Source organism: Rhizobacter sp. Root404, assembly GCF_001425865.1.
In the GTDB taxonomy this organism is placed as follows: Bacteria; Pseudomonadota; Gammaproteobacteria; order Burkholderiales; family Burkholderiaceae_C; genus LMDS01.
In genome coordinates this window covers 945,966-966,605 of sequence record NZ_LMDS01000005.1, presented here as the reverse complement: position 1 = coordinate 966,605, position 20,640 = coordinate 945,966, and the positions used below count along the sequence as shown (strand labels likewise).

Genomic DNA, 20,640 nt, shown 5'->3' with positions numbered 1-20,640 from the left:
TGCCACACCCGGGTCTTGACGCTTCGGGGTGGCTTCACCGCCTCGGCCGGCGCTCTTCGCACCGCGGGCCGCGGAATCCACAAGGAGTCTCAATGCGTCATTATGAAATCGTTCTGCTGATCCACCCGGATCAAAGCGAACAGGTTCCGGCCATGCTGGAACGTTACAAGGGTGTCGTCACCGCCGGCGGGGGCAAGGTCCACCGCGTGGAAGACTGGGGTCGTCGCCAGATGGCCTACATGATCCAGAAGCTCGCGAAGGCGCACTACCTGTGCATCAACATCGAGTGCAGCAAGGACGTGCTGGTCGAACTCGAAACCGGCTTCCGCTTCAACGACGCCGTGCTGCGCCACCTGACGGTGCTGCAGGACGAAGCCGTGACTGCGCCGTCGGTGATGATGAAGATGGTCGAGCGCGAAGATTCGCGCAAGTCGTCTCCGCCGCCCGAGCGTGGTGACCGCGGCGACCGCCCGGAGCGCCAGCAACAGGAGGCTTCGGCCTGAAGACACGCCAGTCGTTGCCCGGTGAGGCCCGATGAACCGGCTGGTTCTGACGGCGCAGCTGGTGGAGCGAGGCGCGTTGCGATACACCCCCGCCGGCCTGCCGGCCCTCGATTTGAGCTTGAAGCACGAATCGGAGGTCACCCAGGACGGCAAACCCCGCAAGGTCTGGTTCGACATCCGGGCCCGGGCGATCGGTGAGATCACGACGCGCGTCGAGAAGCTCGAGCTGGGAAGCGAGCACGGCTTTGCCGGCTTCCTGGGATCGCAGCGCAACGGCCGAGGTGTCGTGTTCCATGTAACGGAGCTCGATTGAGGATTTGAACTCGATCGGCTCACTGCTCGAATCAACGAGCGCATCAATGAGGTGTCAATATGCCCCCGCCACGTGGTAAAGGTCGGTTCTCCAAGGACCGCAAGCCCAAGCGCAATACCCAATCGCTGCTGTTCCGTCGCAAGCGCTTCTGCCGCTTCACGGTCACCGGCGTCAAGCAGATCGATTACAAAGACATCGACACGCTGCGCGATTTCATCGGTGAGAACGGCAAGATCACGCCCGCCCGCCTGACCGGCACGCGCGCGTTCTTCCAGCGCCAGCTGACGACGTGCATCAAGCGCGCCCGTTTCCTGGCGATGCTGCCGTACAGCGACCAGCACAAGGTCTGAGGAGCACCCACATGCAAATCATCCTGCTGGAAAAAGTCGCCAACCTCGGCAACCTCGGCGATGTCGTCAAGGTCAAGGACGGTTACGCCCGCAACTTCCTGATCCCGACCCGTGCGGCCCGCCGCGCGACCGAATCGGCGATCAAGGAATTCGAAGCCAAGCGCGCCGAGCTCGAGAAGGCCGCTGCCGAAAAGCTCGCTGCAGCCACCGCGCTGGGCGAGAAGATGAGCGGCCGCACCGTGCACATCACGCAGAAGGCCGGCGTCGATGGTCGCCTGTTCGGCTCGGTCACCAACGCCGACATCGCCGATGCGCTGACCCGCATCGACTTCAAGGTCGCGAAGGCGCAGGTGCGCATGCCCAACGGTCCGCTGAAGACCGTCGGCGAGCACACCGTGACCGTCGCACCGCACACCGATGTGGTCGTGGAAGTCAAGGTTGTCGTGCTCGGCGAAACCGATTAAGGTTTCACCCTGCTCGATTCGAAGGGCCGGCATTGCCGGCCTTTCTCTTTGGGGCACGCTTTTCACCAAGTTTCACCCGCTCACCCACCGGATGTGCACAGGCTTGTCAACAGGCCCGCGCCGCTGCCGGTTTGCAGGACCACCCCACGATGTCGGCCGTCTTTCCACCGCGCGATTCCAGTTCGACCCGCCCTGACGACGAAGTCTCCAAGCTGCGCATTCCGCCGCACTCGGTCGAGGCCGAGCAGAGCGTGCTCGGCGGCCTGTTGCTCGACAACAGCGCATGGGACCGCGCCGGCGACCTGCTGACCGACAGCGACTTCTACCGCTTCGAGCACCGCCACATCTACGCCGCGATCGGCGCGCTGATCGGCGCGACCAAACCGGCCGACGTGATCACGGTGTTCGAGCAACTCCAGGGACTGGGCAAGGCCGAGGAATGCGGCGGGCTGGTCTACCTCAACGCGCTCGCGCAGAGCGTGCCCAGCGCGGCCAACATGCGCCGCTACGCCGAGATCGTGCGCGAGCGCGCGGTGCTGCGCAAGCTGGTCGCGGCGAGCGACGAGATCGCGACCAGCGCGTTCAACCCGCAGGGCCGCAACGTCTCCGAGATCCTCGACGAAGCCGAGGGCAAGATCTTCCGCATCGGCGAGGAGGGCTCGCAGTCGCAGCAGGGCTTCCAGAGCATGGACACGCTGGTCGTGCAGCTGCTCGACCGCGTCACCGAGCTGCACGAGAACGGCGCCGAGGACGTGACCGGCGTGCGCACCGGCTACTTCGACCTCGACCGCATGACCTCGGGCTTCCAGCCCGGCGACCTGATCGTGCTGGCGGCGCGGCCGTCGATGGGCAAGACCGCGTTCGCGCTGAACATCGCCGAGCACGTCGCCGTCAGCGAAGGCCTGCCGGTCGTCGTGTTCTCGATGGAAATGGGCGCGGCGCAGCTGGCGTTGCGTCTGGTCGGGTCGCTCGGCCGCATCGACCAGAGCAACCTGCGCACCGGGCGGCTGAAGGACGACGAGTGGAGCCGCCTGTCCGAGGCGGTGGAGAAGCTCGGCACCGTGAGCATGTTCATCGACGAGAGCTCGGCGCTGACGCCGACCGAGGTCCGCGCCCGCGCCCGCCGCCAAGCGCGCCAGTGCGGCCAGCTCGGCATGATCGTGGTCGACTATCTGCAGCTGATGAGCGGCAGCGGCGGCACCAGCGACGAGAACCGCGCGACCGTTATCGGCGAGATCTCGCGCGGCCTGAAGTCCCTGGCCAAGGAACTGAAGTGCCCGGTGATCGCGCTGTCGCAGCTGAACCGCAGCGTCGAGACCCGCACCGACAAGCGCCCGATGATGAGCGACCTGCGCGAGTCCGGCGCGATCGAACAGGACGCCGACGTCATCATGTTCATCTACCGCGACGACTACTACAACAAAGAAGCCAGCAAGGAGCCCGGCATCGCCGAGATCATCATCGGCAAGCAGCGCAACGGGCCGACCGGCACGGTCAAGCTGTTCTTCAACAAGCCGCTGACCAAGTTCGACAACCTGGCACCGGGCAGCGCGGGCAGCTCGGACTACTGATGACGCATGGAAGGGCCGTGGCGACGATGATCGTCGTCACGCTGATGTGGAGCATCGCCGGCGTCGTCACGCGCCACCTCGAGGCGGCACGCAGCTTCGAAGTCACGTTCTGGCGCAGCGCGTTCACCGTGCTCGCGCTGTTGATCCTGCTGCCGGCCATCCGCGGCCGCGCGACGCTGGTGCGCTCGCTGCGCGACGGCGGCCGCACGCTGTGGCTGTCGGGCGCGTGCTGGTGCGTGATGTTCACCGCGTTCATGGTCGCGATCACGCTGACCAGCGTGGCGAACGTGCTGATCACGATGGCCAGCGCGCCGCTAATGACGGCGCTGATCTCACGCGTGGCGCTCGGTCACCGGCTCGCGGTGCGGACCTGGGCCGCGATCGTCGTCGCCGGGATCGGCATCGCCTGGATGTACGCGCGCGAGTTCAGCGCGGCGGATCCGCAGCACCTGATCGGTACCCTGGTCGCACTGGGTGTGCCCATCGCCGCGGCGGTCAACTGGGTCGTGATCCAGCACACCCGGGGCAACTCGGATGTGGACCTCCTGCCCGCGGTATTGATCGGCGCTGCGCTCTCCGCTCTGCTGACGCTGCCGCTGTCGCTGCCGTTCGCGGCCTCGGCACACGACCTGGGCCTGCTCGCGCTGCTCGGTGTGGTGCAGCTGTCGATCCCATGCCTGATGGCGGTGTCGGTGGCCCGCCACCTGAGCGCGCCCGAGGCCTCGCTGCTCGCGCTGCTCGAAGTCATCTTCGGCGTCGCCTGGGCCTGGCTCGGTGCCGGTGAGGCGCCGGCCTTCCACGTGCTCGGCGGCGGCGCCATGGTGCTGACCGCGCTGGCCGCCAACGAGCTGGCGGCGTTGCGGCGCACGGCCCGCTGAGGCCGCGGTCGAGGGCTTCCCCTCAACGCCGCCGAGCCGGCGCGGCACTAGCATCGGCGCCATTCCCCCGCATGAAAGGCGTCGCCCATGAAACAGCTCCCCGGCCTCGACGCCAGCTTCCTCCACCTCGAGACGCCGCAGATGCCGATGCACGTCGGCGCGCTGCACAACTTCGAGTTGCCGGCCGACTACCGGGGCGACTTCCTCGCCGACATGCGGGCGCACATGGCCGAGCGCCTGGTGCTGGCGCCGGCACTGCGCCAGAGGCTCGTCAAGATGCCGCTGAACCTGAGCAACCCGGTCTGGGTCGATGACGAGCCCGATCTCGAGCAGCACATCGTCGGCATCAAGCTGAAGAAGGGCAGCGGGCAGGCCGAGCTCGAGGCGCAGGTCGGCAAGTTGCATCCGGTGCTGCTGGACCGCAGCCGCCCGTTGTGGAAGTTCCACGTCTTCACCGGCCTGAAGGACGGCCCGGGCGGCTCCAAGCGCTTTGCGATGTACACGCAGCTGCACCACGCCGCGGTCGACGGCCAGGCCGCGGTTGCGCTCGGCCAGGCGATCCTCGATCTGAGCCCCGCCGGCCGCGAGGTCGATCAGCAGCGCCACGGCCGCGTCCGCCGCGAACGCAGCGCGCTCGACATGCTGCGCGGCGCGCTCGGCAACCAGCTTGGCCTCGTGATGGATGCCGTGAAGGCCATCCCCGGCACCGTCGGCGTGCTGTCGCAGATGGCGGGTCAGAAGGTCGGCGACACGGCCGGCGGCACCGTCGCCGCGGTCGCCTCGCGGCTGAAGGGGCAGGGCGCCGCCGCCAAGGGAAAGAGCGTTAGCAACCTTGCGCTGGCGCCGCGCACGCGGCTCAACACCACGGTCTCGGACACGCGTGCGTTCGCGTCGATCAGCCTGCCGCTCGCCGCGATCAACGCAACCCGCCGCAAGCACAAGGCCAGCCTGAACGACGCGGTCCTGATGATCTGCAGCGGCGCGCTGCGCCGCAACTTCCTGAAGCACGGACCGTTGCCGCGCAAGTCGATGGTCGCGGGCGTGCCGATCTCCACCCGCGCCAAGGGCGACACCTCGTCCAACAACCAGGCGACGATGACGATCGTCAGCCTCGGCACCCACATCGCCGACCCGGCCAAGCGCCTCGCCCACGTGCTGGCCGCCACGGCGGCGATGAAGGCCAACATGGGCGCGATGAAGAGCCTGATGCCGACCGACTTCCCGTCGGTGGGCGTGCCCTGGCTGATGGCCGGGCTGAGCTCGCTGTACGAGAAGGCGCGCGTCGCCGATCGCATCCCGGCGGTCGCGAACGTCACGATCTCGAACGTGCCCGGCCCGACCGTGCCGCTCTACATGGCCGGCGCGCGCATGTTGACCAACTACCCGACCTCGATCGTCGTGCACGGCGTGGCCCTGAACATCACGGTGCAGACCTACGACCAGTCGCTCGAGTTCGGGTTGATCGCCTGCGGCGAGGCGATGCCCGAGGTCGCCGAACTCGCGGGCCATGTGCAGGCTGCGTTCGACGAGTTCCAGGCGCTGCCGCCCAGCGTGGCGGCAGAGCCGGTCGCCCCCGTGGCACCGGTCGCGCGGGCGGCCGTGAAAAAGGTCGCGGCCAGGAAGGTCGTGCCGAAGGCCACCCCCCGATCCGGGGCCCGTTCCGCTGCCGGTGCCCCCAAGGCGGCGCGCAGCGCCCGGTAACATGCGCCGGTCCCCACTGCCTCCCAGCGGCATGCCCCGACTTCCACGAACCCGCGTGCCGACGCCGCCACCGTTTCCCGACGACGACCTGCGCCCGCCGAATGCGTTCCTGCTGATGCTCGAAGCGCGGGCCTTCTGGGAGTTCGGTGCGATGGTTGCCGCCACGCCCTGGCTGCGGCGGCTGCCGCGAGGCGATGGGCACCCGGTGCTCGTGTTTCCCGGCATGGGCGCCAACGACTTCACCACCGTGCCGCTGCGCAACTTTCTCGACGGGCTCGGGTACGTCACGCAGGCCTGGGGGCAGGGCTTCAATTTCGGTCCGCGCGACGGCGTGCTGAAGCAGTGCGCCGCCGACGTGCGCGCGCTCGCCGAGAAGCACGGCCAGCCGGTCAGCCTGATCGGCTGGAGCCTGGGCGGTCTGTACGCCCGCGAGATGGCCAAGGAACTGCCCGACCACACGCGCTGCGTGATCACCCTGGGCACGCCATTCAGCGGCCACCCGCGCGCGACCAACGCCTGGCGCATCTTCGAGATGCTGAGCGGCCAGAAGGCGCACGACCCGGCGATGATCGCGCGCCTACGAACGCCCCCGCCGGTGCCGACCACCTCGATCTACTCGCGCACCGACGGCATCGTCTCGTGGCAGTGCAGCCTGAACGAGCCGGGGCCGATCGTCGAGAACATCGAGGTCCAGGCCAGCCACACCGGCATGGGCATGAACCCGCTGGCGCTGTATGCGATCGCCGACCGGCTGGTGCAGCCCAGCGGCCAGTGGCAGCCCTTCGCTGCGAGCGGCGCGCGGCGCTGGTTCTTCGGCGGCGCAGCGCCATCCACCACCACGACCTGATTCCCGCGACCCCGACCATGCAGATTTCCGCCAACGGCATTTCCCTCGAAGTCGAGGACCATGGTTCGCCCGCTGGCGAGCCGCTGGTCCTGATCATGGGGCTGGGCATGCAACTCGTCGCCTGGCACCCCGACTTCGTCGCGATGCTGGTGGCGCGCGGTTTCCGCGTGATCCGCTTCGACAACCGCGACATCGGCCTGAGCCAGCGTTTCGATCACCTCGGCGTGCCCAACCTCGCGCTCGACTCGCTGCGCTTCGCCGTCGGCATGAAGATCAAGGCGCCGTACACCGTGGCCGACATGGCCGACGACACCGCCGCGCTGCTGGCCGCGATGGGCATTCCGTCGGCACACATCTGCGGCGCCTCGATGGGCGGCATGATCGCGCAGCAGCTGGCGGTACGGCACCCGCAGCGCGTCAAGAGCCTGACGCTGATCATGACCAGCAGCGGCGCGCGCTCGCTGCCCGGACCGTCGCTCAAGGTGCGCAGCGCGCTGATCTCGCGTCCGGCCGATCCGAAGAACGTGCAGAGCGTGATCGAGCACTACGTGAAGCTCTACCGCCTGATCGGCAGCCCCGACTATCCCGCGCCCGAGGCCTACCTGCAGGAGCGACTGGGCCAGTCGGTGCGCCGTTCGTACCGGCCCGCCGGCACCGCGCGCCAGATGGTCGCGATCGCGGCCGACGGCAACCGCTCGCCGTTGCTCGGACAGATCAGGCAGCCGACGCAGATCATCCACGGCAAGGCCGATCCGCTGGTGCCGGTCGAGGCGGGCATCGATCTGGGCGCGAAGATCGCCGGTGCCGAGATCGACCTGATCCCCGGCATGGGCCACGACCTGCCGACGCCGCTGTGGCCGCGCTTCGTCGCAGGGATCGCCGGGGCCGCCAGGCGCGCCTGAGCAGTTACATGCGGCGGTGTGCGCTGCCGCACAGACGCCCATGGCGCAGGCCCCATAGTGGCTCCATGGCTCCCGACCTGTACGCCTACCTGCTCGACCTGGCATTCCAGGACTGGGCGCGGTGGCGCGCAGCGTACTTGTTCGAGAAGTCCAGGTGGGAACGCGCCGACCCCGCCGATCTGCAGCGGCTGGATGGGCTGCTGGTCAACATGGAACGCGCGATGCGCGACTTCATGCTCGTGGTGGCACAGCGTGAGACGGACTCGCCGCCGATGTCGACGGCGCTGGCGGAACTTCGCTGAGGGCACCCCTGGACAGGCCCGAGCCACCCCGCTTCGCGCCCTCCCGCCTGTTGGCCGGCGTGCGGGCCATCGCCGGCATGCCGGTGTTCGTCGAGCGCTTCGCGTTGGGCGTGTGCGTCGGCGCCGCCGCGATCTGCGCGACACCTCCGGCGAACGCATGGGCCGCCAGCCTGGCCTTCAGCGGGTTCGCCTTGTTCCTGGTCTTTCGCTGGGCCCGCCTCGTTCGGGATCCGTGGATCGACGAGGATCGGCGAACCCGCTAAACGCATCCGGATTCCCCAGGCCGTCCCGCGCCAATGGCGGCTGGTAGCTGGGAGAATGTGGGCATCGAGTTCGAGCCGGATGCACCCATCGCGTGCCTGGCAGGTGCGCTCGATGACTCGCTTGCTTGCACCGCGTGTGCACCAATCCTTGCGCCCAGTGCCTTTTTTGTCAGTGACTACTTTCGACACAGCCTCCGTCCGTTCTAGAAGTTTGCCGTGGAAATTGTCGGTTGCCCCGATGATGGACTGGACCGACCGGCATTGCCGCTACTTCCATCGCCTGCTGACGAAGCGCACCCACCTGTACACCGAGATGGTGACGACCGGCGCGCTGCTGCACGGTGACGTGCCGCGCCACCTCGATTTCGATGCGGCAGAGCACCCCCTCGCGCTGCAGCTGGGTGGCAGCGAACCGGCCGACCTGGCGCACTGCGCGAAGCTCGCCGCGCAGCGGGGCTACGACGAGATCAACCTGAACTGCGGCTGCCCGAGCGAGCGCGTGCAGCGCGGCGCGTTCGGCGCCTGCCTGATGGCCGAGCCGCAGCTGGTGGCCGACTGCGTGAAGGCCATGCGCGACGCGGTCTCGCTGCCGGTGACGGTCAAGCACCGGATCGGCATCGACCGGACCGAGAGTTATTCCTTCGTGCGCGACTTTGTCGGCACGGTCGCCGAGGCAGGGTGCGAGGTGTTCATCGTGCATGCCCGCAACGCGTGGCTGAAGGGTCTCAGCCCGAAGGAGAACCGCGAGCTGCCGCCGCTGCGCTACGAGTTGGTCCACCAGCTGAAGCGCGAATTCCCGGCGCTGACCATCGTGCTGAACGGCGGCATCAAGACCAACGCACAGATCGCCGAGCAACTCGAACCGCTCGATGGCGTGATGCTCGGCCGCGAGCCTTATCACCACCCGTGGCTGATGGCCGACTGGGATGCGCGCTTCTTCGGTGATCCGCCGGTCGAGCACGACCGCGACGCGATCGAGGACCGGATGGTCGCCTACATGCAGCGCGTGGTGGCCGGCGGGGAGCCGTGGTCGCACGTGTCGCGCCATATGCTCGGCCTGCGCAACGGCCTGCCAGGGGCACGGCGTTGGCGCCAGGTGTGGTCCGACCATCGGCTGAAGCAGGCCGACCCGGCCGAAGTCAGTCGCCTCGCGCGCGAGGGCGCCGACGCCTTCGCCTGATCACGGCACGGCGCGCGACGGCCAGGTCGCCAGCACGACGCCGGCCAGCGCGAGTGCGAACGCCGCCGCCTGGGCGGCGCTGAAGCGCTCGCCGAGGAACAGCACGCCGACCGCGGCCGCGCTCACCGGCAGCAGCACCGTGAAGATCCCGGCCTTCGACGCCGGCACGTGCTTCAGCCCGGTCATCCACAGCCACACCGTGATCATGCTGGCCGCGATCGAATAGAAGGCCAGCAGCCACCACGACGCCGCCCCGACCGCACCGAAGTCGAAGCGCAGCGCCTGCCAGACGCCGAACGGCGCGACCAGTGCCAATCCCCACAGGTTGATCAGCGCGCTGATGCGCTTCGGGCTGACCTTGCCGGTGAGCTTCTTGCCGATAACGACATAGCTGGCCTCGCACAGCACCGCGGCCACCAGCAGCAGGTTGCCGAGCAGCGAGCTGTGCACCGCCGGGTCGGTGTTCTTGGTCACCGACACCAGTGCGATGCCGCCGACCGCGCAGGCGATACCCAGCATCGTGCGCAGCGCGATCCGCTCGCGCAGGAACACCCGCGACAGCAGCGCCACGGCCGCCGGGATGCCCGCCATGATCACGCCCGCCGCCAGCGCCGAGGTCATCGAGACGCCGAACAGCATGCAGATCGAGAACAGGAAGTTGCCGAAGAACGATTCCAGGAACAGCAGCCGCCGGTCGTGCGCGTTCAGGGCCGGCTCCGCCGCGCCGCGCCGCACCCAGCCGGCCATCGCGATCGCGGCGATGCCGAAGCGCAGGAAAGCGAGCAGGAAGACCGGAAACACCAGCACCAGCACCTTCGACAGCCCGACATAGCTGCCGACCAGCGCCATGCTGCCGGCCAGGCACAGGAACGACAGCCACGGCGCGTGCGGCCGCTGAAGCACCGCGCTCATCACGCGCGCGCGGCGGCTGCGATCTCGGCCGCGCGCAGGCGCTCGCGGCGGGCGATCAGCAGGCTCGCGCAGACCACGCCGACGGAGACCAGCAGCACCGTCAGCGTCGCGACCGCGTTCACGCTCGGGTTCAGGCCGAGGCGCGCGCGCGAGAAGATCACCAGCGGCATCGTCGTGGCGCCCGGCCCGGACAGGAAGGCCGACAGCACCACGTCATCCAGCGACAGCGTGAAGGTCAGCAGCCAGGCCGACATCAGCGCCTGCGAGATCATCGGCAGCGTGACCAGCCAGAACACCTGTCCCGGCCGAGCGCCGAGGTCCATCGCGGCCTCTTCCAGCTGCGGGTTCAGGTCCTTGAGCCGCGCCTGCACGACGACCGCGGCGTAGGCCATGCCGAGCAGCAGGTGGCCGAGCCAGATGGTCATCAGCCCGCGCTCGGGGAAGCCGAGCGCCTTCTGCAGCGCCACCAGCATGAGCAGCAGCGACAGGCCGATGATGACTTCGGGCATCACCAGCGGCGCGCTCAGCATGCCCGAGAACAGGGTGCGGCCGATGAAACGCCGGTGCTTGACCAATGCCAGCGCAGCGAGCGTGCCCAGCACGACCGACGCGCATGCCGTGAAGAACGCGATCCGCAGCGACAGCCACAGCCCGCTGAGGATTTCGGTGTCGGTGCCGAGCGCGGCGTACCACTTCAGCGTGAAGCGACCCCAGACGTTGGGCACCGGCGAGTCGTTGAACGAGAAGATCACCAGCGCCAGGATCGGCAGGTACAGGAAGGCGTACCCGAGCGACAGCCAGCCGCGCCCGAACCACTTGTTGAAGCGGGCCGCGCTCACGGCCGGCGCTCCGTGGACTCGGCCTGGAACTTGTTGAACAGCGCCAGCGGCACGATCACCAGCAGCACCATCGCGGCGGCGACGGCCGAGGCCATCGGCCAGTCGTTGTTGCTGAAGAATTCGTCCCACAGCGTGCGGCCGATCATCTGAGTCTGCGGGCCGCCGAGCAGTTCGGGGATCACGTATTCGCCGACGCAGGGAATGAACACCAGCATCGCGCCGGCGACGATGCCGGCCTTCGACAGCGGCACCGTGATCTTCCAGAATGCGACCCATGCGGTGGCGCCGAGATCGCTCGCCGCCTCGAGCAGGCGCAGGTCCATCTTCGCGAGGTTGGAGTACAGCGGCAGGATCATGAAGGGCAGGTAGGTGTAGGTCATGCCCAGCACGAGCGAGAACGGCGTGTTCATCAGCTGGCCTTCGCCGGGGATCAGGCCGGTGCGCAGCAGCACCTGGTCCAGGCCGGTCGAGGTGATGACCGCGTGCGCCCAGCCGTGCTCGGTCAGCAGCCCCTTCCACGCGTACACGCGCAGCAGGAACGAGGTCCAGAACGGCAGCATCACCAGCATCAGCAGCGCGGGCTGGACCGTGGCGCGGGCGCGCGCCATGAAGTAGGCGAACGGGTAGCCGATCAGCAGGCACAGCACGGTCGTCACGGCCGCGTACTTCAGGCTCGACAGGTAGGTCGAGAAGTACAGGTCGTCGGTGACCAGCGTCAGGTAGTTGCCGAAGCGCAGGTTCAGGTCGAGCCGGCCGTCCTGCATCGTCAGCACGTCCTTGACGCTGGCGACGTCCATCTCCGAGACGCTGATCTTCAGCACGATCAGGAACGGCAGCAGGAAGAACAGCAGCAGCCACAGGTAGGGCGGCGCGATCACGCGCCAGCCGCGGCGGTCGGCGGCGCCGCTCATGAGGTCAACACCACCTGTGCGGTCGGCGACCAATGCGCCCATGCGGTATCGCCGACCGCGATCGCATGGTCGCGGTGCCGCTCGGTGTTGCCGGCGCTGATCTTCAGCACCGCGCCGCTTTCCAGCGCGAGGTGGTAGACGGTGAAGCTGCCGAAGTAGGCCATGTCCTTGACGGTGCCGCGGGCGCGGTTGTACTCGCCTTGCGGATCGTCGGGCGTGGGCGAGGGCGCCTCGCGCGCGATGCGGATCTTCTCCGGCCGCAGCGCCACCGACACCGGCATGCCCTCGGTGCCGGTGATGCCGTGGCCGACGTAGTGCGTGCAGTCGGCACAGCGCACCAGCACATGGTCGGTCTCGTCCTTGACCAGCGTGCCGTCCATCAGGTTGACGTTGCCGATGAAATCGGCGACGAAGCGGTTGGCCGGGGTCTCGTAGATCTCCGCCGGCGCGCCGACCTGCAGGAAGCGGCCTTCGCTCATCACCGCGATCCGCGAGGCCATCGTCATCGCCTCCTCCTGGTCGTGGGTGACCATCACGCAGGTCACGCCGACCTCGTGGATGATGTTGACGAGCTCGATCTGCGTCTCTTCGCGCAGCTTCTTGTCGAGTGCGCCCAGCGGCTCGTCGAGCAGCAGCAGCTGCGGCTTCTTCGCGAGGCTGCGCGCGAGCGCGACGCGCTGCTGCTGGCCGCCCGACAGCTGGTGCGGCTTGCGCTGGCCGAACTTCTCGAGCTGCACGAGCTTGAGCATCGCCTGCACCCGGGCGGCCACCTCGGCGGCGGGCAGTCCGTCGCGCCTCAGGCCGAACGCGATGTTGTCGGCCACCGTCAGGTGCGGGAACAGCGCGTAGCTCTGGAACATCATGTTCAGCGGCCGCTCGTACGGCGGCAGCCCGGCGAGATCGCGCCCGTCGAGCACGATGCTGCCGGAGGTCGGCGTCTCGAAGCCGGCGAGCATGCGCAGCAGCGTCGTCTTGCCGCAGCCGCTGGAGCCCAGCAGCGCGAAGATCTCGCCTTTGGCGATGTCGATGCTGACGTGGTTGACGGCCTTGTGGCCGCCGAAGTCCTTGACGATGTCGCGAATCTGCAGGAATGCGGGTTCAGTGCTCATCCCACTATTTTTTCATGCCCAGCCGTGGGTTCTGACGTCGGCCAGCGTCAGGTCGAGGCAGCGCCGGATCAGCGCCATCATCTCGTCGATCTGCGCGCGGGTGATGACCAGCGGCGGCGCGACGATCATCCGGTCGCCCACCGCGCGCATGATCAGGCCGTTGCCGAAGCAGTGGCCTCGGCAGACCATGCCGATGCTGAGCGCGGGATCGAAGGTGGCCAGCGTGGCCTTGTCCTTCACGAGCTGCACCGCGCCCATCAGGCCACAGGTCTGCACCTCGCCGACCAGCGAGTGGTCCATCAAGGTCGCGAACTGCTCGGCCAGGTAGGGCCCCGTGTCGTCGTGCACGCGCTCGACGATGCGCTCTCGCTGCAGCACGCGGATGTTCGCGAGCGCCACCGCGCAGGCGACCGGGTGACCGCTGTAGGTGTAGCCGTGGTTGAACTCGCCGCCTTGCTCGATCAGCACGTTCGCGATGCGATCGCCGACCATCACGCCGCCGAGCGGCACGTAGCCCGAGGTCACGCCTTTCGCGAAGGTCATCAGGTCGGGCTTGAAGCCGAAGGTCTCGCAGCCGAACCAGTGCCCGGTGCGGCCGAAGCCGCAGATCACCTCGTCGGAGACCAGCAGCACGCCGTATCGGTCGCAGATGCGCTGGATCTCGGGCCAGTAGCTGTCGGGCGGCACGATCACGCCACCGGCGCCCTGCACCGGCTCGCCGATGAACGCGGCGACCTTGTCGGCGCCGAGTTCGAGGATCTTCTCCTCCAGCCAGCCCGCGGCCTTCAGCCCGAACGCGTCGCGGCTCATGTCTTGCCCGAGCTCGAACCAGAACGGCTGCTCGATGTGGACGATGCCGGGAATCGGCAGCCCGCCCTGTTCGTGCATCCCGCTCATGCCGCCGAGCGAGGCGCCGGCCATCGTCGAGCCGTGGTACGCGTTGTTGCGGCTGATGATCACGCTGCGCTCGGGCTGGCCGAGCACGTCCCAGTAGCGGCGCACCATGCGCACGATCGTGTCGTTGCCCTCCGAGCCCGAGCCCGAGAAGAACACGTGGTTGAACTGCGGCGGGGTCACCTGCGCGAGCAGCTCGGCCAGCTCGATCGCGGGGGGCGTCGCGGTCTGGAAGAAGCTGTTGTAGAACGGCAGCGTGGTCATCTGCCGCGTCGCCGCCTCGATCAGTTCGGTGCGGCCGTAACCGACATTGACGCACCACAGGCCGGACATCGCGTCGAGGATCTTCGCGCCGTCGCTGTCGCGCAGGTAGATGTCGTCGGCCGAGACGATCACGCGCGAGCCCTTGGCGGCGAGCGACTTGAAATCGGTGAACGGGTGCAGGTAGTGGGCGGCATCGGCGGCCTGCCACTCCTGGGTGCTGCGCTGGGCGGTGGTTCTTTCGGTCATCGTCGTTCCCCGGTCAGACGTGCAGCAAGAGGTGTTCCCGCTCCCACGGCGAGATCACCTTCATGAACTCGTCGTGCTCGATCTCCTTGACCTCGGAGTAGACGGTGATGAACTCCTTGCCTAGCACGTCGTGCAGGTCCTTCTCGTCGGCCAGCCAGCCGAGCGCCTCGCTGAGCGACCGCGGCAGCTGGTACTCGGAGAGGTACGCATCGCCCTTGCATTCCGGCGCGGGCTCGATCCTGTTCTTCATGCCGAGGTAGCCGCACGCCAGCGTCGCGGCGAGCGCGACATACGGGTTCGCGTCGGCGCCGATCACGCGATTCTCGATGCGGCGCGCCGCCGCGGTCGCCACCGGCGAGCGGATGCCGACGGTGCGGTTGTCGCTGCCCCACTGGATGTTAATCGGCGCGGCGGTCGAGCGCGCGAGGCGGCGGTACGAATTGACGTACGGCGCGAACAGCGCCATCGCCGCCGGCGTGTACTTCTGCAGCCCGCCGATGTACCAGTAGAACTCCTTCGAGGGCGAGCCGTCCTCATTGCTGAAGATGTTCTTGCCGGTGACCGCGTTCAGGATGCTCTGGTGCACGTGCATCGCGCTGCCCGGCTCGCCGGCCATCGGCTTGGCCATGAAGGTGGCGTACATCTCGTGGCGCAGCGCGGCCTCGCGGATCGTGCGCTTGAAGAAGAACACCTCGTCGGCCAGGCCCAGCGGGTGGTCGTGGAAGAAGTTGATCTCCATCTGCCCCGCGCCGACCTCGTGGATCAGCGTGTCGACGTTCAGCTCCATCTTCCCGCAGTAGTCGTAGATGTCCTCGAACAGCGGGTCGAATTCGTTGACGGCGTCGATCGAGTACGCCTGGCGCGAGGTTTCGGCGCGGCCGCTGCGGCCCTTGGGCGGGCGCAGCGGCGTGTTCGGGTCGGAGTTGCGCTCGATCAGGTAGAACTCGAGTTCGGGCGCGACCACCGGGTTCCAGCCCTCGGCGGCGTACAGGTCGCAGATGCGCCGCAGGACCGAGCGCGGCGCGTACGGAATCATGTTGCCGTCGCGGTCGAAGCAGTCGTGGATCACCTGCGCGGTCGGGTCGACGGCCCAGGGCACGATGCGCACGGTGCTCGGATCGGGCCGCAGGTGCATGTCGCGATCGGTCGGGTGGATCACGTCGTAGTACGGCCCGTCGGTCGGAAAGTTGCCGGTCACGCCGATGCCGACGATCGCCTCGGGCAGCCGCATGCCGCGGTCCTCGGTGAATTTTTCGCGCGGCAGGATCTTGCCGCGCGCCACGCCCGTCAGGTCGGGCACGAGGCACTCGATCTCGGTGACGCGGCGTTCGTTGAACCAGTTCTCGAGATCGGCGAAGGAGAAGTTTCGTTTGTCCACCATGGGGCACCTGTTGCATGGGCGCGGCCGTCTCGTTGACGTGGCGCCGGGGATCGGAGAGGACATCGGGCGTGGCGCCATCCGGGCCACGCAAGACGCGCACCTATCGATCGGGTGCGGGGGGGCGGTGCCGGTCGCGGTAGGCCGCGCACGCGGCGCCGAATGCCTTGAACAGGCGGACCGACACCGGGTTGCGCGCCGCCTGCCATTCGGGGTGCCACTGCACGCTCAGGTTGAAGCCGGGCGCTGTGGCGACCGAGAAGGCCTCGACCAGGCCATCCGGGGCGAGCGCCTCGACACGCAGGCCGTTCGCCAGACGATTCACCCCCTGGCCGTGGACGGAGTTGACGCGGATGCGCGGCTCCTCGAGCACGCGCGCGAGCACGCCGCCGGGCTGCACCAGCACGTCGTGCGCGAGACCGTACTGCACCTCGGCCGGGGCGTCCTTGGGCGCGCGGTGATCGTGCCGGTCGGGCACGTCCTGCACGGCCTGGTGCAGCGAGCCGCCGAGCGCGACGTTGGCCTCCTGGAAGCCGCGGCAGATCGCGAACAGCGGAATGCCGCGTTCCAGCGTGCGCGGGATCAGCGGCAGGGTCCAGGCGTCGCGGTCGGCGTCCAGCGGGAGCGACGGGTCGCGCACGTCCTCGGCGAAATGGCTCGGGTGGACGTTCGACTGGGATCCGGTCAGCAGCACGCCGTCGGCCAGGTCGAGCAGCGCATCGAGTTCATCGGGCGCCGCGCTCGGCACGATCAGCGGCTGGCAGCCCGCGAGGCGCACCGCATCGACGTATTTCTTGCCGGCGACATGGAACGGGTGGTCGCCCAGCATGCGGTTGCATGCCGGCACGAGCACCACGGGTTTCGATCGGGAGGAGGGCGCTGCGGGCATGCTTCACAGCATACCGCGCGCCCGTGAGCGGTCAGCCCTGCTGCTTCAGCACGTCGGCGATGGTGCTGACCATCTGGTCGATGTGCGAGTTCTCGACGATCAGCGGCGGCGACAGCGCGATCGTGTCGCCGGTCGTGCGGATCAGCACCCCACGCTCCCAGCATTCGAGGAAGGCGTCGAACGCGCGCTTGCCGGGCTGCCCGGCGATCGGCTGCAGTTCGATGCCGCCGACCAGACCGATGTTGCGCACGTCGATCACGTGCGGCACGCCGCGCAAAGAGTGCAGCGCGTTCTCGAACACCGGCGCCATCGTGGCGGCGCGGGTCAGCAGGCCGTCTTCCGCGTAGGTGTCGAGCGTGCCGAGCGCGGCGGCGCACGCCAGCGGATGCGACGAGTAGGTGTAACCGTGCGGGAACTCGATCAGGTGCTCCGGCCCGGTCATGAACGCGTCGTGGATCGCCTGCTTGGCGAACACCGCACCCATCGGCACGCAGCCGTTGGTGATGCCCTTGGCGACCGTCATCAGGTCCGGCGTCACGTCGAAGTGATGGGCCGCGAACGGCGAACCGAGGCGACCGAAACCGGTAATGACCTCGTCGAAGATCAGCAGGATGCCGTGCTTGTCGCAGATTTCGCGCAGGCGCTTCAGGTAGCCCTTGGGCGGCAGCAGCACGCCGGTGGAGCCGGCGACCGGCTCGACGATCACCGCGGCGATCGTCGAGGCGTCGTGCAAGGCGACCAGGCGCTCCAGGTCGTCCGCCAGCTCGGCGCCGTGCTCGGGCACGCCGCGCGCGTACGCGTTCTTGCTCAGGTCGTGGGTGTGGCGCAGGTGATCGGCACCGGGCAGCAACGGACCGAAGCTCTTGCGGTTGCCGACGATCCCGCCGACCGTGATGCCGCCGAAATTGACGCCGTGGTAACCGCGCTCGCGGCCGATCAGCCGGGTGCGCGCGCCGTCGCCGCGGGCGCGGTGGTAGCCGATCGCCATCTTCAGCGCGGTCTCGACGGCCTCGGAGCCCGAGTTGGCGAAGAACACCTTGTTCAGCCCGGCCGGTGTCAGCTGCACGAGTCGCTCGGCCAGTTCGAAAGCCTTCGGGTGCGCCATGTTGAATGGCGGCGCGAAGTCCATCTCGGCCGCCTGCGCGGCGATCGCCTCGACGATCTTCGGTCGCGCATGGCCTGCGTTCACGCACCACAGGCCTGCGATCCCGTCGAGGATCTGGCGGCCCTCCGGCGTCCAGTAATGCATGCCCTTGGCCTTGGCCAGCAGGCGCGGCGCGGCCTTGAACTGGCGGTTGGCGGTGAAGGGCATCCAGAACGCGTCCATTGATTGGGGCGCGGCGGCAGTCGGCGCGGCAGGCGTCGCAGCAAGGGTCGCGGGATCGTCTTTGTGCATGTTCGTTCTCCGAAGAATGGCGGCAACCGGCCTCAGGCGGCACAGTCTACCGCTCGGCCCGTTCGGGCGCTGCGTGACACGGACAACCCGGCCGGGCGCGCGGCCGGCGGCGATCCGGCCGGTGCCGCAGAATCGCGGCGCACTGCAGTCTGGGGGCCTGGCCCGATTTTCAAAGGGGGCGCCATGACCGGCCCGATCCTGATCCTTCAAAACCTTTCCGGGGATGGCCCGGGATACCTTGGAACGTGGCTCGCAGAGCGACAGATTCGAGCGATCGTCTTGAACGCCGAGCGGGGGGACCACTACCCGGAGTCGATCGACGGCTATGCCGGCCTCGCGCTGCTCGGCGGCGAAATGAGCGCGAATGACGACCTGCCGCACCTGCGCCAGGCCGAACGCCTGATCCTGCAGGCGATGGCTGCGGACATCCCGGTGATCGGCCACTGCCTGGGCGGGCAGCTGATGGCGCGCGCGCTGGGCGCGCGGGTGCGCACCTCGCCACAGCCGGAGATCGGCTGGCAGTCGATCACTGTCGCGGAATCGGACGTGGCGCACGCCTGGCTCGGCGGCCCAGGCGTCCGCACGGTGTACCACTGGCACAGCGAGAGTTTCGAAATGCCGCCTGGCGCCGAACCCCTGGCCGGCAACGACGCATGCCCGAACCAGGCCTTCGCCATCGGGCGTCACCTGGCAATCCAGTTCCACGTCGAGCTCGACGAGTTCAAGCTGGCCGCCTGGTCGGCGTCCGTCGATCCGGCGTACGTGCGTCAGACGCAAGAGCATCCGGGCACGGTGCAGAGCGGTGCCGCGATGCGCGCCCAGGCCCGCGCCGCGCTGCCCGCGCAGCAACGCATGGCGGATCGGCTCTATCGCCGCTGGCTCGGCGTCTCCGACTGACGCGCGGGTTTCACGATCGCGCGAACTGATTTCACATTGTGACATCTAGCGATGGTGCACTGCCGCATCGACTTTCACGACTGAGAAAATGACACCGCATTACGAAATACCAGCAGTAAGCCATTGATTTTGCTCAAAGAAGAAAACAGTCTTATATAAGATACAAGTCTGGTCGATCGGCGCGATGCCCGATATCCTTGACTCCAGCGAATCACTTTTTCTTTCCTCATCGACTGGAGCTCCCCATGACGAACCTCACCCGCGAACAACAGATTGCCGCCCTCGAAAAGGATTGGGCCGAGAACCCACGCTGGAAAGGCATCAAGCGCGGCTATTCCGCGGCCGACGTCGTGCGCCTGCGCGGCTCGATCCAGCCCGAGCACACGCTGGCCCGCCGCGGCGCCGAGAAGCTCTGGAACCTCGTCAACACCGAGCCGTTCGTCAACACGCTCGGTGCGCTGACCGGCAACCAGGCGATGCAGCAGGTCAAGGCCGGCCTGAAGGCGATCTACCTGTCCGGCTGGCAGGTCGCGGGTGACGCCAACCTCGCCGGCGAGATGTACCCGGACCAGTCGCTGTACCCGGCCAATTCGGTGCCGATGGTCGTCAAACGCATCAACAACACCTTCACCCGCGCCGACCAGATCCAGTGGTCGGAAGGCAAGAACGACATCGATTTCTTCGCCCCGATCGTGGCCGACGCGGAAGCTGGTTTCGGCGGCGTGCTGAACGCCTTCGAGTTGATGAAGTCGATGATCGACGCGGGCGCTTCCGGCGTCCACTTCGAAGACCAGCTGGCCTCGGTCAAGAAGTGCGGCCACATGGGCGGCAAGGTGCTGGTCCCGACGCGTGAAGCCGTCGCCAAGCTGCAGGCCGCGCGCCTGGCGGCGGACGTGATGGGCGTGCCGACGCTCGTGATCGCCCGCACCGACGCCGAAGCTGCCGACCTCGTCACCAGCGACGTGGACGACAACGACAAGCCGTTCATGACCGGCGAGCGCACCGTCGAAGGCTTCTACCGCAGCAAGCCGGGCCTGGAGCAGGCGATCTCGCGCGGCCTGGCCTACGCCGAAGTCGCCGACATGGTCTGGTGCGAGACCGGCAAGCCCGACCTGGCCTACGCGAAGAAGTTCGCCGACGCGATCCACGCCAAGTTCCCGGGCAAGCTGCTGGCGTACAACTGCTCGCCGTCGTTCAACTGGAAGAAGAACCTCGACGACGCGACGATCGCCAAGTTCCAGCGCGAACTGGGCGCGATGGGCTACAAGTTCCAGTTCATCACGCTGGCCGGCTTCCACAGCCTGAACTACTCGATGTTCAACCTGGCCCACGGCTACGCGCGCAACAACATGAGCGCGTTCGTCGAGTTGCAGGAAGCCGAGTTCGCGGCCGCGGAGAAGGGCTTCACCGCCGTCAAGCACCAGCGCGAGGTCGGTACCGGCTACTTCGACGCGGTGACCACGACGATCGAGGCGCTGTCGTCCACGGCGGCGCTGAAGGGCTCGACCGAAGACGAGCAATTCTTCGACGCCAAGCACGGCTGAACGAACGCACGCCCCGTGTGGCCGGACGCGGCGTCGGATGACGCCGCGTCCCGGTGTAAGCAAAGCCATCCGGCCCGATTGCGCCGG

The 20,640-nt window shown here is 68.0% G+C and carries 22 protein-coding genes; 14 read left to right on the top strand and 8 right to left on the bottom strand.

Translation table 11 applies throughout. The features are described 5' to 3' along the window. Positions 1-92 precede the first annotated feature (92 nt). The 12 genes from rpsF (at position 93) to dusA (ending at position 9,274) form a co-directional block, all read left to right on the top strand. Entirely contained in the window at positions 93-503 is a 411-nt protein-coding gene (gene rpsF / locus ASC76_RS18610) for a 30S ribosomal protein S6 (protein WP_056469791.1), read from the top strand. A gap of 31 nt (positions 504-534) precedes the next feature. Beyond that, positions 535-816: a primosomal replication protein N gene (gene priB / locus ASC76_RS18605; protein ID WP_056469787.1), complete on the top strand. Its 282-nt coding sequence runs from the start codon at positions 535-537 to the stop codon at positions 814-816. A 59-nt stretch (positions 817-875) separates the two neighbouring features. Next, on the top strand, positions 876-1,166 hold the full coding sequence (gene rpsR, locus ASC76_RS18600; protein WP_056469785.1) for a 30S ribosomal protein S18: 291 nt from the start codon (positions 876-878) through the stop codon (positions 1,164-1,166). 11 nt (positions 1,167-1,177) lie between these two features. Beyond that, complete coding sequence (rplI, locus tag ASC76_RS18595; protein WP_056469782.1) at positions 1,178-1,630, top strand: 50S ribosomal protein L9; 453 nt, start codon at positions 1,178-1,180, stop codon at positions 1,628-1,630. Positions 1,631-1,779: 149 nt separating this feature from the next. After that, complete coding sequence (gene dnaB, locus ASC76_RS18590; RefSeq protein ID WP_056469779.1) at positions 1,780-3,201, top strand: replicative DNA helicase; 1,422 nt, start codon at positions 1,780-1,782, stop codon at positions 3,199-3,201. Further along, positions 3,201-4,079 (top strand): DMT family transporter, encoded by an 879-nt coding sequence (locus ASC76_RS18585; protein ID WP_056469777.1) that lies wholly within the window; start codon positions 3,201-3,203, stop codon positions 4,077-4,079. Before dnaB ends, ASC76_RS18585 begins: the two co-directional genes overlap by 1 nt. 87 nt (positions 4,080-4,166) lie before the next feature. Continuing rightward, a complete protein-coding gene (locus ASC76_RS18580; protein ID WP_056469774.1) occupies positions 4,167-5,780 on the top strand; it encodes a wax ester/triacylglycerol synthase family O-acyltransferase in 1,614 nt (537 codons plus the stop codon). 31 nt (positions 5,781-5,811) lie between these two features. Next, positions 5,812-6,627 (top strand): triacylglycerol lipase, encoded by an 816-nt coding sequence (locus tag ASC76_RS18575; protein ID WP_082549278.1) that lies wholly within the window; start codon positions 5,812-5,814, stop codon positions 6,625-6,627. Positions 6,628-6,644: 17 nt separating this feature from the next. After that, complete coding sequence (locus ASC76_RS18570) at positions 6,645-7,529, top strand: alpha/beta hydrolase (protein ID WP_056469770.1); 885 nt, start codon at positions 6,645-6,647, stop codon at positions 7,527-7,529. 65 nt (positions 7,530-7,594) lie between these two features. Then, positions 7,595-7,831: a hypothetical protein gene (locus tag ASC76_RS18565; protein WP_056469768.1), complete on the top strand. Its 237-nt coding sequence runs from the start codon at positions 7,595-7,597 to the stop codon at positions 7,829-7,831. 77 nt (positions 7,832-7,908) lie between these two features. Then, complete coding sequence (locus ASC76_RS18560) at positions 7,909-8,094, top strand: hypothetical protein (RefSeq protein WP_162247145.1); 186 nt, start codon at positions 7,909-7,911, stop codon at positions 8,092-8,094. A 112-nt stretch (positions 8,095-8,206) separates the two neighbouring features. Beyond that, positions 8,207-9,274 (top strand): tRNA dihydrouridine(20/20a) synthase DusA, encoded by a 1,068-nt coding sequence (gene dusA / locus ASC76_RS18555; protein WP_082549345.1) that lies wholly within the window; start codon positions 8,207-8,209, stop codon positions 9,272-9,274. Here dusA and ASC76_RS18550 read toward each other — a convergent pair whose 3' ends face one another. The 8 genes from ASC76_RS18550 to ASC76_RS18515 all read right to left on the bottom strand — a co-directional run bounded on the left by ASC76_RS18550 (position 9,275) and on the right by ASC76_RS18515 (position 18,043). Then, entirely contained in the window at positions 9,275-10,186 is a 912-nt protein-coding gene (locus tag ASC76_RS18550) for a DMT family transporter (protein WP_056469761.1), read from the bottom strand. Beyond that, positions 10,186-11,025 (bottom strand): ABC transporter permease, encoded by an 840-nt coding sequence (locus ASC76_RS18545; protein WP_056469758.1) that lies wholly within the window; start codon positions 11,023-11,025, stop codon positions 10,186-10,188. Before ASC76_RS18545 ends, ASC76_RS18550 begins: the two co-directional genes overlap by 1 nt. After that, a complete protein-coding gene (locus ASC76_RS26275) occupies positions 11,022-11,936 on the bottom strand; it encodes an ABC transporter permease (RefSeq protein ID WP_056469755.1) in 915 nt (304 codons plus the stop codon). Before ASC76_RS26275 ends, ASC76_RS18545 begins: the two co-directional genes overlap by 4 nt. Next, on the bottom strand, positions 11,933-13,045 hold the full coding sequence (locus ASC76_RS18535; RefSeq protein ID WP_056469753.1) for an ABC transporter ATP-binding protein: 1,113 nt from the start codon (positions 13,043-13,045) through the stop codon (positions 11,933-11,935). The genes ASC76_RS26275 and ASC76_RS18535 overlap by 4 nt, the downstream gene beginning before the upstream one ends. Before the next feature lie 12 nt (positions 13,046-13,057). Then, positions 13,058-14,449, bottom strand: coding sequence for an aspartate aminotransferase family protein (locus ASC76_RS18530; RefSeq protein WP_056469750.1), 1,392 nt, complete (start codon positions 14,447-14,449; stop codon positions 13,058-13,060). Between the two features lie 13 nt (positions 14,450-14,462). Beyond that, complete coding sequence (locus tag ASC76_RS18525) at positions 14,463-15,830, bottom strand: glutamine synthetase family protein (RefSeq protein WP_056469747.1); 1,368 nt, start codon at positions 15,828-15,830, stop codon at positions 14,463-14,465. Positions 15,831-15,930: 100 nt separating this feature from the next. After that, the gene (locus ASC76_RS18520; RefSeq protein WP_056469744.1) at positions 15,931-16,716 is read right to left on the bottom strand and encodes a gamma-glutamyl-gamma-aminobutyrate hydrolase family protein; all 786 of its coding nucleotides are present in this window, start codon (positions 16,714-16,716) and stop codon (positions 15,931-15,933) included. Positions 16,717-16,747: 31 nt separating this feature from the next. After that, positions 16,748-18,043 (bottom strand): aspartate aminotransferase family protein, encoded by a 1,296-nt coding sequence (locus tag ASC76_RS18515; protein WP_056469741.1) that lies wholly within the window; start codon positions 18,041-18,043, stop codon positions 16,748-16,750. A 252-nt stretch (positions 18,044-18,295) separates the two neighbouring features. Here ASC76_RS18515 and ASC76_RS18510 point away from each other — a divergent pair, with 252 nt between their 5' ends. Further along, positions 18,296-19,009: a type 1 glutamine amidotransferase gene (locus ASC76_RS18510; protein ID WP_056469738.1), complete on the top strand. Its 714-nt coding sequence runs from the start codon at positions 18,296-18,298 to the stop codon at positions 19,007-19,009. A 245-nt stretch (positions 19,010-19,254) separates the two neighbouring features. Continuing rightward, positions 19,255-20,553 carry an isocitrate lyase gene (gene aceA, locus ASC76_RS18505; protein ID WP_056469735.1) on the top strand — a complete coding sequence of 433 codons (1,299 nt, stop codon included), beginning with the start codon at positions 19,255-19,257 and terminating at the stop codon, positions 20,551-20,553. The last annotated feature ends 87 nt before the right edge of the window (positions 20,554-20,640 follow it).